The sequence below is a fragment of the Leptothoe spongobia TAU-MAC 1115 genome (genome assembly GCF_018739885.1).
Lineage (GTDB): Bacteria > Cyanobacteriota > Cyanobacteriia > Phormidesmidales > Phormidesmidaceae > Leptothoe > Leptothoe spongobia.
The window spans coordinates 62,200-78,279 of the sequence record NZ_JADOES010000017.1; the positions used below are offsets into that span (position 1 = coordinate 62,200).

13 protein-coding genes are annotated in these 16,080 nt (G+C 47.1%); 4 read left to right on the plus strand and 9 right to left on the minus strand.

Annotated elements, in window-relative coordinates; translation table 11 throughout:
• Positions 1-47: 47 nt before the first annotated feature.
• The 4 genes from rfbC to trpB form a co-directional block, all read right to left on the minus strand.
• On the minus strand, positions 48-572 hold the full coding sequence (gene rfbC, locus IXB50_RS10610; protein ID WP_215608940.1) for a dTDP-4-dehydrorhamnose 3,5-epimerase: 525 nt from the start codon (positions 570-572) through the stop codon (positions 48-50).
• A 154-nt stretch (positions 573-726) separates the two neighbouring features.
• The gene (gene rfbF / locus IXB50_RS10615) at positions 727-1,500 is read right to left on the minus strand and encodes a glucose-1-phosphate cytidylyltransferase (RefSeq protein ID WP_215608941.1); all 774 of its coding nucleotides are present in this window, start codon (positions 1,498-1,500) and stop codon (positions 727-729) included.
• A 514-nt stretch (positions 1,501-2,014) separates the two neighbouring features.
• Positions 2,015-2,638, minus strand: a complete 624-nt coding sequence (locus IXB50_RS10620; protein WP_215608942.1) for a ribonuclease H-like domain-containing protein — start codon at positions 2,636-2,638, stop codon at positions 2,015-2,017.
• Positions 2,639-2,718: 80 nt separating this feature from the next.
• Positions 2,719-3,975 (minus strand): tryptophan synthase subunit beta, encoded by a 1,257-nt coding sequence (gene trpB / locus IXB50_RS10625; protein ID WP_215608943.1) that lies wholly within the window; start codon positions 3,973-3,975, stop codon positions 2,719-2,721.
• Between the two features lie 142 nt (positions 3,976-4,117).
• Between trpB and IXB50_RS10630 the strand changes: the two genes are divergently transcribed.
• Positions 4,118-5,005, plus strand: a complete 888-nt coding sequence (locus IXB50_RS10630) for a shikimate dehydrogenase (RefSeq protein WP_326520770.1) — start codon at positions 4,118-4,120, stop codon at positions 5,003-5,005.
• A gap of 245 nt (positions 5,006-5,250) precedes the next feature.
• On the plus strand, positions 5,251-6,420 hold the full coding sequence (locus tag IXB50_RS10635) for an acyltransferase family protein (protein ID WP_215608944.1): 1,170 nt from the start codon (positions 5,251-5,253) through the stop codon (positions 6,418-6,420).
• A gap of 96 nt (positions 6,421-6,516) precedes the next feature.
• Here the strand turns inward: IXB50_RS10635 and IXB50_RS10640 are convergent, their stop codons facing one another.
• Entirely contained in the window at positions 6,517-7,626 is a 1,110-nt protein-coding gene (locus tag IXB50_RS10640) for an ABC transporter ATP-binding protein (protein WP_215608945.1), read from the minus strand.
• A gap of 308 nt (positions 7,627-7,934) precedes the next feature.
• On the opposite strand from IXB50_RS10640, the gene IXB50_RS10645 reads away from it, so the two are divergent.
• Together IXB50_RS10645 and carB are read left to right on the plus strand one after the other, a co-directional pair.
• Entirely contained in the window at positions 7,935-8,330 is a 396-nt protein-coding gene (locus tag IXB50_RS10645) for a hypothetical protein (protein WP_215608946.1), read from the plus strand.
• Positions 8,331-8,836: 506 nt separating this feature from the next.
• Positions 8,837-12,088, plus strand: a complete 3,252-nt coding sequence (carB, locus tag IXB50_RS10650; protein WP_215608947.1) for a carbamoyl-phosphate synthase large subunit — start codon at positions 8,837-8,839, stop codon at positions 12,086-12,088.
• Between the two features lie 184 nt (positions 12,089-12,272).
• Here carB and rpsU read toward each other — a convergent pair whose 3' ends face one another.
• From rpsU to IXB50_RS10670, 4 genes are all read right to left on the minus strand, one after another.
• The gene (gene rpsU / locus IXB50_RS10655) at positions 12,273-12,485 is read right to left on the minus strand and encodes a 30S ribosomal protein S21 (RefSeq protein ID WP_006515070.1); all 213 of its coding nucleotides are present in this window, start codon (positions 12,483-12,485) and stop codon (positions 12,273-12,275) included.
• A gap of 95 nt (positions 12,486-12,580) precedes the next feature.
• Positions 12,581-12,859, minus strand: coding sequence for an RNA recognition motif domain-containing protein (locus IXB50_RS10660; protein ID WP_215608948.1), 279 nt, complete (start codon positions 12,857-12,859; stop codon positions 12,581-12,583).
• A gap of 279 nt (positions 12,860-13,138) precedes the next feature.
• Complete coding sequence (locus IXB50_RS10665; protein WP_215608949.1) at positions 13,139-13,954, minus strand: hypothetical protein; 816 nt, start codon at positions 13,952-13,954, stop codon at positions 13,139-13,141.
• A 299-nt stretch (positions 13,955-14,253) separates the two neighbouring features.
• Complete coding sequence (locus IXB50_RS10670) at positions 14,254-15,801, minus strand: DUF4231 domain-containing protein (RefSeq protein ID WP_215608950.1); 1,548 nt, start codon at positions 15,799-15,801, stop codon at positions 14,254-14,256.
• Positions 15,802-16,080: the final 279 nt, after the last annotated feature.

The following is a 16,080-nucleotide window of genomic DNA, read 5'->3' on the forward strand; positions in this document are numbered from 1 at the left end:
TGATGTGTTTTGCCTACCCCTGGGGTCGCCAGTGCTATCGAAATCTCTTAAAGTAAAGGCCATGCAGTATCTTTGTCTGATACGACACTTATAGGACTTGGCCAATCGATTGCTAGCTTGGGATCATCATATCTTAGCCCTGCTTCATTTCCAGGGGAATAAAATTCACTGACTTGATACAGTGCTTCAGAGTTATCCTCTTGGGTCTGGTATCCATGGGCAAAGAGCTCAGGAACATAGAGGGCTCGACGATTTTGGGGAGATAATTTAACTCCAAAATGGGTTAGATATGTGGGCGAATCAGGCCTCATGTCAACAATGACATGGAAATTACAGCCACTAATACATCGGAATAATTTAGCTTCTGTGGCGGGAGGGGTCTGGTAATGTAAGCCTCTGATGGTGCCTTTTTTTTCTGTAAACGCCAAGTTGCATTGGGCAATGGTTGGGTTTAAACCATGCTCTTTAAATTCTCTCTGGCAGAAGGCACGGGCAAAAAAGCCACGATCGTCAGAACGGGGTTCCAATTCTAAAACGAATGCTCCCTCTAAGCCAGTTTCTATAAATTTCATAGGTATAGTTTGTTTGCACTGAAGGCAATGGGAAATGAGGTTTGGATCAATTTATCCTACAAATCAGCAATGGCAAACGATGGCTCAATAAGTAGGACAACTGCCTAGAGAGTGAGCATGGGAAACTCTTCTAACTATCTAGGCAGAGTGAGCCTTACCACACTTTCCAAGGAGCCTCATTTTCTTGCCACAGTTTCTCTAGATACCGCTTATCTCGAAGGGTATCCATGGGCTGCCAAAAACCATCATGCTTGTAGGCTGATAGCTCTTCCATATGAGCTATTTTTTGCAGCGGTTCTTTTTCCCAAGAAATGGAATCATCGTCAATGTAGTCAATGACCTGGGGATTGAGAACAAAAAAGCCACCATTGATCCAGGCTCCGTCACCTTCAGGCTTTTCTTGGAACTGGGTGATTTTGGTTTGGTCTTTTTCTAGAGAAATTGCGCCAAATCGTCCGGGAGGCTGAACGGCCGTCAATGTTGCTAATGTACCGTTCTGTTTGTGAAACTCGATCAACTCAGTAACGTTGACATTTGATACACCGTCTCCGTAGGTAAAGCAAAAGTCTTCGTTGCCGACATGCTCTCTTACCCGCTTGAGACGACCACCGGTCATGGTTGAATCCCCTGTATCTACTAGGGTTACGCGCCAGGGTTCCGCTTTTCCAGCGTGCACATTCATTTGATTGAAGCGCATGTCAAAGGTGACGTCTGACATGTGGAGAAAGTAATTGGCAAAATACTCCTTGATGACGTATCCCTTATAGCCACAGCAAACAACAAAATCGGTGATGCCATGGTGGGAGTAGATTTTCATGATGTGCCAAAGGATTGGCTTACCACCAACCTCTACCATAGGCTTTGGCTTAATGGCAGTTTCTTCACTGAGACGAGTCCCTAAACCACCAGCTAGTATGACAGCTTTCATATAGTTAAAAGATTAATGAACACCTTTTATGCCATTAATGGCGTACGAACATAACAAAAACCATTAGTAGATAAACTTCTTTAAGGAAACTCTATATATAAGAGAGCCTCAATAAAGCGGCCTTAGACTAGAAAAATAGATACCTCATTATTTAACTCCTGGATCACTGGGCGTTCCGGAATATTACGCAAATTTCAGCTATCGGTATTGTCTCTATTTTGTTAGTCGCAGTATTATCCACAGATACGGTATATGTTCTCTAGACGTTAGGGTCTAAGCAATTGTTCGATGACAAGATAAACACGGGCAGCACAGTACTTAGGAATGAGGATTCAATTAGGTTCTATCTTTTGATGTACAGGCGTTCCATGGGACGCCTCTTCAGACATAATTTTTGGATCTTATAAAATCCTTATCCCTTAGCGGTCAAGTCAGTTTTTTTGAAAAACCTAGCGTGTAGCAAATGTTTGTCGTCAAACACTATTATTGACAGGGTGCTCAAACTTTATAACGTCTAGTGCTCAAAAATATTTTGATACTGCAGCAGATCTAAGTGGATAAAAGTGGGTAAACACTGGAAACATTCCTCTGCTAGGTACCAACGTCCTTCTCGCTGCAGCATTAGTGTGAGGCGCTTAGAGAGTTCATGCAGATAGCGAACATCGTTGGCGGCGTAAGCCAGTTGCTCATCGCTGAGGTCATGGACGTTGCCCCAATCAGAGCTCTGGGCGGTTTTATCTAGATCGATGCCTGCGATTTCTTTGACTAGCTCCTTGAGGCCATGGCGAGGGCTGTAGGTGCGGGCTAGCTTACTGGCAATTTTGGTACAGAAGACGGGGGTGACATCAATGTCCAGGTGATGACTTAGGGTGGCTAGGTCAAACCGGGCAAAGTGAAAAATTTTGAGGATGCTGGGGATTTCGAGTAGCTGTTGTAGGTTAGGGGCGCTACTTTGGCCCCGCTCAATGCGGACGGCAGAACTGTAACCCTTGGTGTCGCAGAGTTGTACCAAGCATAGACGGTCACGCAGGGGATTGAGACCCATGGTTTCGGTATCGACTGCGATCGCATCTGAGGCTAGATAGCGCTCAAGTAGGGATTTAGGAATGTCGCGATCGCAAACCTCAAAGTTTTCCAAGTTTAGGGTGTCCTTTGGTTATATCAGTTGGCTATATCAGTATTGGCGCAGAGGTATGGTGGGAAACCTTAAACCTTCCATTAGGTGTCAAACTTTAGTATTTTTGCCACTGTCTGTACATCCTTATCGCCCCGTCCGGAGCAGTTGATGACGATGGTGGGATTGCCCTCTAGCTGCGGGCATAGCTTTTCTAGATAGGCAAAGGCATGGGCAGTTTCCAATGCGGGAATAATGCCTTCCTGCTGAGAGACGAGCTGAAAGGCGTCTAGAGCTTCTTTGTCGGTGACACCGTAGTATTCTGCCCGACCAATATCTTTGAAGTAGCTGTGCTCGGGACCGACACCGGGATAATCGAGGCCTGCACTAATAGAATGGGGTTCAACCACCTGCCCATCACTATCCTGGAGTAAAAAGCTCATGGCTCCGTGGAGCACACCTACCCGTCCTTCGGTCAGCGTGGCGGCGTGTTTGCCAGTACTGACACCTTCGCCGGAGGCTTCTATGCCGATCATCCTTACTGAGGGCTCATTAACAAACTCGTGGAACAGCCCCATGGCGTTAGACCCCCCACCGACGCAGGCGAGCAAAATATTGGGCAGACCACCCCACTTTTCCTGGCACTGGGCGCGGGTTTCTTGACCGATAATGGCGTGGAACTCTCGCACGAGCATGGGGTAGGGATGGGGACCGGCCACCGACCCCAAAATGTAATGGGTATCTTCCACGTTGGTGACCCAGTCGCGAATGGCTTCTGAGGTGGCGTCTTTGAGGGTGCCGGTACCAGCGCTAACGGGTTGTACCGTGGCTCCCATCAGTCGCATGCGAAATACATTCAGGGCCTGACGCTCCATGTCATGGACACCCATGTAGATCACGCAGGCAATGCCAAATCGAGCGCAGACCGTAGCTGTGGCAACGCCGTGCTGACCGGCACCGGTTTCAGCAATAATCCGCTTTTTACCCATACGCTTGGCTAGCAGCACCTGACCCAGGGCGTTGTTGATTTTGTGGGCACCGGTATGGTTTAGGTCTTCGCGTTTGAGATAAATCTTTGGGCCGCTACCATCGGGACGGGCGTAATACTCAGTCAGACGCTCAGCGAAATATAGGGGATTTGCTCGACCCACATAGTCCTTGAGCAGTCCATTTAGCTCAGATTGAAACCCAGCTTCATGGCGATAGGTGTAGAAGGCCTCCTCCAGTTCCGTCAATGCAGGCATTAGCGTTTCGGGGACATACTTGCCACCAAAGCGGCCAAAACGACCTAACTTATCGGGGCGCACCTCAGGGGCAGTCAGGTTGGCTGGGACAGAAGTAGAAAGCGGAGTGGCAGTCACGATGATTGTTAGAGCTGGTGGTTGATCGAGGCAATGAAATCCTGGTGAAAACCTTTGAGAAAATGAAGTTTCTTGCCAGGTCGCAGATTTCATTATAAGTAATTGAGAACGCTACGCATCCTTAACGATTCAGGATAATCCTGTGGATACCAAACCGTTGATTATTAAAGGAACGACCCAACTATTGGGGGTGATTGGCTCTCCGGTCAAGCACTCGATGTCGCCGATTATGCACAATGCTGCGATCTCAACCCTGGGTATAGACTACGTTTATCTGCCTTTTCCCATTGCCCCTGAGCGACTCAACGTTGCCATAGATGGCTTTGCCGCTGTCGGTTTAAAGGGATTTAACATCACCATTCCCCACAAGCAGACCATCATGCCTTTGTTGGCAACTATTTCTGATGTGGCTCAGGCGATTGGCGCAGTCAACACCGTGTGGTGGAGCGATCGAGGTTGGTGTGGTACTAATACCGATGCTGCTGGTTTTATTGCGCCGTTACAGGTGTTAGATCGAGACTGGAGTCAGTCGCCAGCGATGGTGCTGGGCAATGGCGGTGCCGCCCGAGCTGTTGTTGCGGCCTGTCATCAGTTGGGCTTTCCAGAAATCATGGTGGTGGGTCGTAATGCTGAAAAGTTGGCAGCGTTTGCTCAAAGCTGGCAAATGTCCCCCTTAAAACCTCCAATTTCGATCCATACCTGGGAGCAATTAGATGACCTATTGCCCAAGGTAAGTTTGGTGGTTAACTCAACTCCATTGGGGATGGCTCCCAAGATCCAGGCTTCTCCCCTAACGGATGCTCAGATTAATCTGCTTCCTGATCACGCGATTGCATACGATCTGATATACACGCCTAGCCCCACTCGATTTTTGCGACAGGCCTGTAGCGTTGGACTGGGCACCTTTGATGGTTTAGAAATGCTGGTCCAGCAGGGGGCAGCTGCTTTAGAAATCTGGACGCAGCAGCCATCCCCCGTGGACGTAATGCGACAGTCACTTGTAGATTATTTGCGGACATCGCAGGCATAGAGCCAAACTAGTCATTAGTACGTACAGAAAGGGCATTATTAGAACAGGCAATAGAACAGGCGAATAGAACAGGCGAATACAAACTTTAAGGCATTCATTCCGTGAGACTGGAACTTTACGCTTTTGGAAAGGTTCTGCGTAACTGTTGTACTGATATCCCACTACGGCATCGTCCACTACTCCGGTCAAAGCTCTGACATTAATGCCTGCGCTACTTAATGTCTTCACTACAAAGTTAAAACGTTATGCGATTTCCTTTCCCTGTTGTCGGCCAGTCCTCCCCAGCCCAGCCCCCGATGACGGCGAGACTAGCCTGGTTAGATGCGGCAAAGGCCTATGGGATGTTTTTGGTGTACTATGGCCACTTTGTAGAAAGAATCTCAGACTTGCAGGGGTTTGTTGTTGGTACAGCTGCGTTTTCTCAGTACAAGTTTATTTATGCATTTCACATGCCCCTGTTTTTTATCCTGTCAGGGTTTGTTTACAAGGATAGAAAACAGAAATTCTCATCATTTCTGACCCATAGACTTTTAACACGTATCCTGCCAGCAATATTTTTTAACCTAGTTGCTGTCTGCATTCAATTTCTCTTAGCTGGTGGAGGCTCTGGCTTTTATGAGCGTTACCAAGAGACCAATGTCTTGCTGGATTTTTTGTCGGGATATCCGTTTGGCAATTTTATTACCTGGTTTCTGTTCTGTCTCTTTACGGTAGAGTTGCTAAACTACATTGCTCGCCCCTTCGTTAAGGCTGATGTATGGCGCAGAGGGGGCTTAGCCGCCTTAACACTTTTGGGTGGCTATTTTATCGGGCTAAACTCCAATACTCTACAGGGGCTACCGCTTCGAGGGTTTGATTTTTGGTACTTTAACCAAGCCCTGGTTGGGTTTAGTTTTTATCAGATTGGTTTTATTCTCAAGCAGTCAGAGTTTATGACATTAGTGCAAAATTCTTTTTATAGATATTTAGCATTGGGACTAACTCTGATTTCAACTTTGGCGCTGTTTGGGCTAAATCAAGGTCCGTTTGCTGCAGACAGGAGTCTGGTGCTGATGGCAGGTGCCAGCTATGGCAATCTTTTCCTCTTTTCGATAACAGCCATTACCGGTTCTCTTTTTATAATCACCCTGTCGCTTTTTATACCTGCAGGCAAGGGGCTCACCTTTGTTGGTCAAAACACATTGATTTTGTTGGGGCTTAATTTTTTCTTTGCTGGCTTTGCAAAACCAGTGATTGAAAAAATTGGACTGTCGGTATTTGATAATGGCTGGGCTGTACTAGTCTTTTGTACGGCGCTAACGCTGATCAGTTTTTTGGTTAGTGTTCCGGTGATTCAGCTGCTCCATAGATTTTTTCCCCAGCTAATTGGTAAACCTAAGTTAAGAGGTCCCCTTTTGCCGCAACTACTTCGATAGGCATAGTCAGTTTTAATAAAGGACTAAAGGACTGAGGGATAAAGACGTATTTTCCCTTATTTCCCCTGCTCTCTTGCTTGCATCTCTGCATTCGATTTAAACAAACACCCTTAACCCATAGGGATTGGGCTTAACACTAACCTGAACGGTATCACCCGTTGCAAACCTAATGGGGGTCCGGGCTTTTAACTTCCCTAGACTGGGATGGTTGAGGGTGTATTTGTATTCACGGCCTAGAAATTCGCGATCGCAAATCACTAATACCATCTCTGCATCAGTTTCCACCGCTTTGAGATACAGCTCTTCCTGGCGCAGCATCAACATGCCTTGGGTCGCATCCGTCGGATTTACCATAGCCGTATCTACCAGTCCCAGGGCCGTTTTCCATCCACCTGCTGAGCGCTGGGCTTTTAGAAAATTTGCCTGGGTGACAAAATCTGCAATGAATTGAGAGGCAGGCTGCTCATAAATTTCTTCCGGGCTTGCCAGTTGCTCGATCCGTCCAGCTCGCATCACAGCGACTCGGTCGGCAATAGCCAGGGCTTCCTGCTGATCATGGGTGACAAAAATTCCTGATGCTCCTACGCCTTTTAGAATGCTACGAACTTCCTGACGTAGGTACAGACGCACCTGGACATCCAAATTACTAAAGGGTTCGTCCAGTAAAACCAATGACGGGCGAGGGGCCAGTGCTCGTGCCAACGCTACCCGCTGCTGTTGACCTCCAGATAGTTCATGGGGATAGCGACGCTCAAACCCAGCCAGACCCACCAGGCTAATGGCTTCTTGGGCTAGGGTCTGGATCTGTGCATTAGGTAATCGGCGATGACGACCGAGATGTTTAAGGCCAAAGGATACGTTGTCAATAACGCACAAATGGGGAAACAGCGCATAGTCCTGAAAGACGATGCCAACATCTCGACGCTCGGGTGGCAAGGTAGTTCCCTGACCACATACTGGCTGTTTTGCTAGTTCAATCCAACCTTTTTCAGGATTTTCAAACCCTGCAATGGTTCTCAACAAAGTTGTTTTACCACAACCTGAGGGTCCCAATAGGGCTAGCAGTTCACCTTGACGCAATTGCAGACTGACTTGATTGATGGCGGGAACTGTTTGCTGTTGATACTGCTTAGTAACATTATGCAGCTCTAGTACCGTGGGTAGAGGTGTTGTGGTTACATTCGAAACCTGCGAAGCCGTGGGCATAAGGGCTGAAGGAAAACAAACAAAATGGTTTAGGGAAAGGCAGTTATTGAGACTAGAAAGCAATAGTACCTAAAGTAATCATATAGCTATGCATAACCATCTGCTGCAATAGACCCCTATTTTTGAAAATATCGCCTCTAAAAATGTCCGTATGACTGAAATTCATTCCCTGACTGGCTTATTCAATTCTGTAAATCACCACAGTTTTTTTTATCAAAGAAAGGAAATGGTTGGTTTGTAGGCAAAATGATCATTTGGTGGTTTTAATCACCCCCTTAAGTGGGATAAGCAAAACGGAGATAATCAAAATGAAGACTCGTGCAATTCAACTATTTTTGAGCTTGGGTGTAGCTACTGCAGTAGCAGCCTGTGGTGGTGGTACCGATGCTGTTAAAGATGCGACTGATGCCGCTGGTGATGCAGTTGATGCTGCTGGTGAAACAGTCGATGCCGCTGGTGATGCCGCTGGTGATGCCGCTGGTAAAGCAGTCGATGCTGCTGGTGATGCTGTAGACGCTGCTGGCGATGCTGCTGGTGATGCCGTAGACGCTGCTGGCGATGCCGCTGGTAAAGCAGTCGATGCCGCTGGTGATGCTGCTGGTGATGTTAAAGAAACCGTTGAGGATGCTGTAGAAGAAACCAAAGATGCCGTTACTGGTGAAGGCGATGAAGGCGGTGAAGGCGGTGAAGGCGGTGAAGGTTAATCGCTAATCTGCTTCATTGAGAGCATGGTAGGTGGGAGTAAATCCTATCAGCTGTGCTTTTAGGGAATGGAGGATTGCTGGCATTGGTGTCAGCAATCCTCCATATTTATAAGGGCATTTTTATTGAGCGTAGGGCAGAAAATTAGATACCAATTTTTTAAGTCAAAACTAATATGAATCCCAGCCATGATATTGAACCAATATATTCCCAGGCATTGCTGATCCTTGGTGTGATTTCTCTCTGGAAGATGGTGCTATAGGGCATTTTTAATCGATCGACCCATCTTCTAAATTAGCAGCGGCTATGCCTTGGTCATGAGTTATGCGCTTGTTACCTAAGACAAATTGCCGATTGAAAATAGGGCTTACCCCTGAGGGTGGTTGCAAACTCCTGAAAAATCTCCGCCTTGGAAGTGAAAGAAAGCCCTACAATAATTTGGATTTGTTGATCTGGCCCTGCGCTCAGGAATCCCAGACTTGTCCTTCGATTTTCCCAACGTTCGCTTATGCCTCGCCGCAATGACCTCAGCAAGATTTTGTTAATTGGTTCCGGTCCGATTGTCATCGGTCAGGCTTGTGAGTTTGACTACTCGGGCACGCAAGCTTGCAAAGCTCTGCGGGAGGAAGGCTATGAGGTGGTTCTAATCAATTCCAATCCGGCTACCATCATGACCGATCCCGAAACAGCGGATCGTACCTATATTGAGCCTTTGACAACTGAAATAGTGGCTCGCGTGATTGAGCAGGAAAAACCTGATGCGCTATTGCCCACCATGGGGGGACAGACTGCCCTCAATCTAGCGGTTAATTTGGCTAAAAGTGGAGTTCTGGCTCAGCATAATGTGGAACTAATTGGGGCCAAGCTAGATGCGATCGAAATGGCAGAAGATCGTCGTCTCTTTAAGGAGGCGATGGAGCGCATCGGGGTGGGGGTATGTCCGTCGGGATTGGCGGAGACCATGGAGGAGGCCAGTGACATTGCCCATGACATCGGTACCTATCCCTTGATTATTCGTCCTGCGTTTACCCTGGGAGGGACTGGCGGCGGGATTGCTTACAACCAAGAAGAGTTTGAAACTATTGCTAAATCAGGCTTAGATGCGAGTCCGGTCTCGCAAATCCTGATTGAGAAATCACTGCTGGGTTGGAAAGAATATGAGCTAGAGGTCATGCGGGATCTTGCTGACAACGTGGTGATCATCTGCTCGATTGAAAATCTTGATCCCATGGGTATTCACACCGGGGATTCGATTACGGTAGCGCCAGCCCAAACCCTGACCGATAAGGAATATCAGCGTTTGCGGGATGCTTCCATCAAGATTATTCGTGAGATCGGGGTGGAAACTGGGGGCTCAAATATCCAGTTTTCAGTGAACCCAGATACTGGCGAGGTGATTGTGATTGAGATGAATCCTCGGGTATCTCGTAGTTCGGCCCTTGCCTCTAAGGCCACTGGATTTCCCATCGCTAAGTTTGCGGCCAAGTTAGCCGTAGGCTATACCCTGAGTGAAATTTCTAACGATATTACCCAAAAAACTCCTGCTAGTTTTGAACCTACCATTGACTACGTAGTCACTAAGATTCCTCGGTTTGCGTTTGAAAAGTTTCCCGGTAGTGCTCCCCTATTGACTACCCAGATGAAGTCAGTGGGAGAGGCAATGGCCATTGGTCGGACGTTTCAAGAGTCGTTTCAGAAAGCTTTACGGTCTTTGGAGACAGGGCGGTCGGGTTGGGGATGCGATCGCAGAGAAAAGCTACCCACCATTGCCAAGGTTCGTTCCAGTCTGCGCTCCCCCAACCCAGACCGAATCTTTGCCCTGCGCCATGCTCTACAACTGGGACTGAGTGCCCAAGATATTTACGAACTCACCGGTATAGATCCCTGGTTTATCGATAAGCTCCAAGATCTACTGGTGACTGAAAAATGGCTAAAGCGCACCTCCTTGGAGGCCATTACCCCTGAGCAAATGATGGCGGTGAAGCAACAGGGCTTTAGCGATCGTCAAATTGCCTATGCCACTAGCACCGACGAAGATCAGGTGCGAGTCCAGCGTAAGTCCTTGGGGATCATCCCTGTCTATAAGACGGTTGATACTTGTGCTGCAGAGTTTGAAGCCTATACGCCTTACTACTATTCCACTTACGAAACCGAGACCGAAGTCAAACCATCAAACCGGCGTAAGGTGATGATTTTGGGCGGTGGCCCTAATCGCATTGGCCAAGGAATTGAGTTTGACTACTGCTGTTGCCATGCATCCTATGCATTGCAGGCCAATGACTTTGAGACCATTATGGTCAACTCTAATCCAGAGACAGTGTCTACGGACTATGACACCAGCGACCGTCTCTACTTTGAGCCCCTGACCAAAGAAGATGTGCTCAATATCATTGAGGCTGAGAACCCAGAAGGAGTGATTATTCAGTTTGGTGGTCAGACACCGTTAAAGTTGGCGGTGCCACTGCAGGCCTATCTAGCTACGGAGCCGGAGGTTAATGGGAATCCCATTCAAACCAAGATTTGGGGTACCTCTCCCGACTCCATTGACACCGCTGAAGACCGCGAGCGATTTGAAAAAATTCTCTGGGATCTCGATATTACCCAACCTCCTAACGGTATTGCCCGTAGCTATCAAGAAGCGCTAGAGGTGGCTCAAAAAATCAACTATCCGGTGGTAGTACGCCCTAGCTATGTACTAGGTGGGCGAGCCATGGAGGTGGTCTATTCTGATCAGGATTTAGAGCGCTATATGACTACGGCGGTGCAGGTAGAGCCTGACCATCCGATTTTGATCGATCGATTTTTGGAGAATGCCATTGAGGTTGATGTGGATGCGATTTGCGATCTCTCTGGTCATGTGGTGATTGGTGGCATCATGGAACACATTGAGCAAGCGGGCATTCACTCTGGCGACTCTGCCTGCTCACTACCCACCATTACCCTTAGCGTTCAAGCCCTTGATATCATTCGTGACTGGACGGTCAAGCTAGCCAAGGCGTTGCAGGTTGTGGGCCTGATGAATATTCAGTTTGCAGTCAAAGATGACGATGTTTATATCTTAGAGGCCAACCCCCGTGCTTCTCGGACAGTCCCCTTTGTTTCCAAAGCAACCGGTATTCCTTTGGCAAAGACGGCTGTCTTGATCATGTCTGGGCAAACTTTAGCGGATGTAGGGGTTACCAAAGAGGTGATCCCGACCCATATATCAGTCAAAGAAGCCGTACTCCCCTTTAGTAAGTTTCCAGGCACCGATACCCTATTGGGGCCAGAAATGCGTTCCACGGGAGAAGTGATGGGGATTGACGTTGACTTTGGTCGTTCCTTTGCCAAGGCTGAGCTGGCCGCTAGTCAAGAGCTACCCTTGAGAGGCACCACGTTTATTTCTATGAATGATCGCGAAAAAGAAGCCGTGGTCCCCATCGCTAAGGAACTCTCAGCCCTGGGCTTTCAACTGATTGCTACGGCTGGAACGCGCCATGTCCTCCAAACACATGGTTTAGAGGTCAGTCTGGTTTACAAGGTCCATGAAGGCCGTCCCCATGTGCTTGATGCCATCAAAAATAATGATATTCAGTTAATTATCAACACCCCTACGGGGGCAACTGCCCAAGAAGATGATCGGATGATTCGACGAACGGCCCTTGATTACCGAATTCCGACGATTACCACCCTATCAGGGGCGCGGGCGGCCATTGAGGCCATCCGTTCTTTACAACAGAAAACTCTGGCTGTTAAAGCCCTGCAAGATTATCTCGTTTAACTTGCATTTAGCTTGATATCAAATAGCCCCAGGGAAAATAGTCTAATCAAAAGAGACATTTTCTCTAGGGCTAAAAAAGATTGTAATCCGATTTAGGAATCAAAAAACTACATAGTAAGGTGGCCTGCTCAAGTTCAAGAAAGCCACCTATGAATCATGATGAATGATTGCTGAAACTCTAACTCTAATCTCTGTTGTTATTGCGATTGCTGCGGTTACGACTCCAACGCTTCTGGCGATGCTTAGCAATGGCCTTACGCTTGAGCTTTTCAGCAGGTGTCTCAAAGTAGCGATGCTTTTTCATATCTGAAAAAATGCCCGCCTGAACAACCTTACGCTTAAATCTTCGTAGTGCTGATTCAATACCTTCATCATCCCCAAGGATAACCTGGGCCATAGTATTCTCCTTTAACGACAAAAATGGGGCAGCCTGAGCGCCCCATTATAGAACAGGGTGAAGTTGCAAACACGTCACCCAAAAATTAGGCTGGTTTAGAAGCGACCGCCGCCGCCGCCGCCGCCGCGTTGCTCACGGGGACGAGCCTTGTTAACTCGTAAATCCCTGCCCATCCACTCTGCACCATCTAGGGCCTCAATGGCAGCAGTTTCTTCGTCTTCTGAAGACATTTCTACGAAGGCGAAGCCACGAGGACGACCGGTTTCCCGATCAGTGGGTAGATGGACACGCTGGACTGTTCCATACTCGGCGAAGACAGCATCAATGTCATCACGAGTAGCATCGTAGGACAGATTTCCAACATAAATGGACATAGAGAATCTCCTAAGTTTGATATGCAACGAGTTATACGGGAGATCCCTCTAGAATCAAGTCGAAGTCGAAATTGAACTGGTCGAGTTGAACTGTGAGCGTATCGTACCGAAAACTATGCGTCACCGATTATGGTAACGTATTGCCATAGAACTCTAGCATACCTTGTCAGGTACTGATTTCAATTCTTAAGAATTGATTTTGGTCGTTTGCTTTGAGCCTCCTGATCCCTAATATACCTAGGCTAGCGATAAAAATCCCCTCAGGGTTACAGCTATTTATTAGCAATTGAAATACATACTTAATTGATCTCTTAGATCATCTAATGAAGTCGCTAAGAGATCAAAGACAGATAGCTGACTGGGATAGTAAGTTTTAACTAGATGCTGGATAGTCTCATTATCAGGGTTTACCCCGCTGATTGTGTTGGCTACCGTATCTGCTAAGCGGCCACTGCCAGCAACGATAATAACCTTTCTGCCTAACTCTAAGTTAAGCTTCAGATCCATCAGCGATACCTGACCACCATTAATAAGTAGAGTCATGGATGGGTTGTATCCAGCCAATACTGAAGAAAATTCTGCTAGCCAGCGTGACTCACTTCCCCACTTATAACCAGACACTAGGAAAAAGTGAGTGTGATGGGGTTCGAGTTCTACCGGGGGACAGTCTTTATCGTATTCTTCTGTTAATTGGGGATCAATATTGTCTAATAGCTTTGGTTGATGTTTACCCGGAAAAATTATCCTTCTCAAGGGGGCCACACCAACTAAGTTAAATTGGCCGCTTATATAATGGCGTGCGTGCCCCATCATGTGGGTAACCCCGGCATCAGTGCCACCATCTAATACGGTAATATCTAACTTCTCTGACAGTGTTGCTAAGGGACCGTTGAAAAACTGTATTAGCTTTGCCTGACTCTCTTGAGTCATATGACTAGCGCCACCAATGACTAGCAATGTTGACGTAGGTCTATATAATCCTACAGTTGATAGAGCTTTTTCGTAGTCCGTGCCATCGGCCACCCTAAGAATCTTGGCAAGTTGCCCATTGGAAAACCTGTGTTTAACGAGTTCACTGGCTAAAGTCTTAGGCATTTCATATATCTCTTAACAAAAGCGGCCAACTGACCTATATCTGTTAACTCACTTACATCCCCAAAATACCCCCATCCTGTTAAAGTCGTGCAAGTTTCCTGTCAAACCTGTGCAAGTTTACAAAATATATGGTCGGTTTCTGAGGATATGCGCAATAGTTACCCGCAAGATTACAGAAACCTTTAGTTCTAGTGAGTATTACATAATTACTGTTTTTTGAGTGGGACCAAATCTTAACCCTGTCCCACTAAACGTTTAGTTCTTGGTGAAGTAAAACCCAGAGAGCAACTTCTAGTGGTCTATCCCAATTGTGCCTGGGCACGTTCAACATATTTAGAGAAAACATCCCAGCCATGATACCCACCATTGACTAACTTACGGACCTTTCGCCAGTCACCGGACTGGGCAGCTGTCGCCACACCGCGTTCTTTAAAGTAGCAAGCTAGAACTTGGGCTGACACTTCTGGGTCCATGGCAAGATCGGGATTACCCTCCAGATCTACCCCTAGCTTTTTCCCGTAGGTACTATAGTTAGCTCGACCTGTCAGCTGAATGTAGCCACGACCGTGATACTTCACCCCATCACCGGGGCGCACGTTGCCTAAGTCTGCTCGTTCCTCATAGCGTTTCCAGTAGCTCTCTCCCCCCCATTCATGGACAGGTTTAAATCCGCCCGTCTCGATGCGAATGGTAGCTAATAAACCGATTAGCACTGAACCGTCATAAATATCGTATTTTTTCATGGCATTTAGAATGCCTGGTAGATAGGTTTTGCAATCTTCCAGGGAGCATTCCAAAATCTGAGATACCTGGTCAGGGGTAGTTAGTTGATTTGTGATGGCAGTTCCAGTCGCTCCCCCGTTAGTCTGAGACTCACTTTCTACAGCACTGTTTTGCTCAGTCAAAATTGTTTTTAGAGCCTGGAAATTAACGTTTTCCTCCCATTCCAGAGCATGTTGACCTAGTGGCGGTAGGGAACTGCTGGATTTAATGGTTTTATTAGATGAAGGACGAGAGGTGCGTTGCCCCGTTGTCTCTCTTGGGGAGGAGGACATTAGGGACTGGATTCCGGTTGATGTCTCTTGGGCGATAGCAGCATCGTCAGGGCTTTCCTCAAAGCTTTCTGCCGGTATATCAGAGGGCATTTGTATGTCTAGCAAAGACCCTGAATAACCGCTGTCTTCTATGGACTGTTGCTGGCTAGCCTGTTCAGCAAGGCGCGCTCGATCCAATTCTAGACGCTGAGCCCGTTCTTCCAGTTCTTGATTGAGGCGCATCAGTGCTTTTTCTGAATTGTGAGTAGCCTCGTCTGCATCGCGCTTATCGTCTTCTTGTTTCTCATCTAAACGCGCAACAAATCCTTCCACGTCTTTTTGGATATATGCCTCTACCCTCTGGGCAAAGGTTTTATAAGCATCTTCATGGACTTTGAATTTGCGATAGGGACCAGCCAACTGCATAAATTGCCAGCCCTCGATTTTCATAGTTTCTGCTGTACTACGATAGTTCCGATACTTATCACCATGGCCAAAGAACTCTTCTACAGCAGCCGAGATTGCCACGGCTTGACTGACACCAAGGGCTATCCAGCCAACGGTTACATTAATGTTCTCGCTATCACTTTTGAAACCCACCATGGCTGGAACAAGCACGCCACCAATAATGGTTACCATGCGCAGCCTGAAATGATGGTTACGTTCTTTCGTGGCACGTCCTTCTAGCCACATTACCTGGTCTAACCAACGATTTTTGAGAAACTCTTTATGCAGAGCTGTAACCTCAAGCTTGTCGATCAGTCCTCCTAAGGTCTCTTTGAGGTATTGGCTGTAAGCATTTTTTTTGGCCATTTTGTTTTGATTTAGATGCGGGGCAAAAACAATTTCAATGGGGCGGTATCCAAACAGACAGTGCTAATCCAAGGATGTGAGTGAGTGAGACAATATAAATTAAAGACTCACACTACGTGGATATAGATAGGGATGGACTATCCCTCTGAGTTTATCCACATAGTTGAATAACGTCAGTTAAACAGCTAGGAGTAATACATAAATAACTAAGGAATTAACCAGGATAGAGCGCAACTCAAAGGTACACGCTTTAGCTTAAATATCTGACTTTCTGATTTA

Coding starts and splice junctions, on each gene's coding strand:
- IXB50_RS10660 (WP_215608948.1), bottom strand. CDS start 12,859: ATGTCCATTTATGTTGGAAATCTGTCCTACGATGCTACTCGTGATGAC.
- IXB50_RS10635 (WP_215608944.1), top strand. CDS start 5,251: ATGCGATTTCCTTTCCCTGTTGTCGGCCAGTCCTCCCCAGCCCAGCCC.
- carB (WP_215608947.1), top strand. CDS start 8,837: ATGCCTCGCCGCAATGACCTCAGCAAGATTTTGTTAATTGGTTCCGGT.
- rfbF (WP_215608941.1), bottom strand. CDS start 1,500: ATGAAAGCTGTCATACTAGCTGGTGGTTTAGGGACTCGTCTCAGTGAA.
- IXB50_RS10645 (WP_215608946.1), top strand. CDS start 7,935: ATGAAGACTCGTGCAATTCAACTATTTTTGAGCTTGGGTGTAGCTACT.
- rfbC (WP_215608940.1), bottom strand. CDS start 572: ATGAAATTTATAGAAACTGGCTTAGAGGGAGCATTCGTTTTAGAATTG.
- IXB50_RS10640 (WP_215608945.1), bottom strand. CDS start 7,626: ATGCCCACGGCTTCGCAGGTTTCGAATGTAACCACAACACCTCTACCC.
- IXB50_RS10665 (WP_215608949.1), bottom strand. CDS start 13,954: ATGCCTAAGACTTTAGCCAGTGAACTCGTTAAACACAGGTTTTCCAAT.
- IXB50_RS10670 (WP_215608950.1), bottom strand. CDS start 15,801: ATGGCCAAAAAAAATGCTTACAGCCAATACCTCAAAGAGACCTTAGGA.
- rpsU (WP_006515070.1), bottom strand. CDS start 12,485: ATGGCCCAGGTTATCCTTGGGGATGATGAAGGTATTGAATCAGCACTA.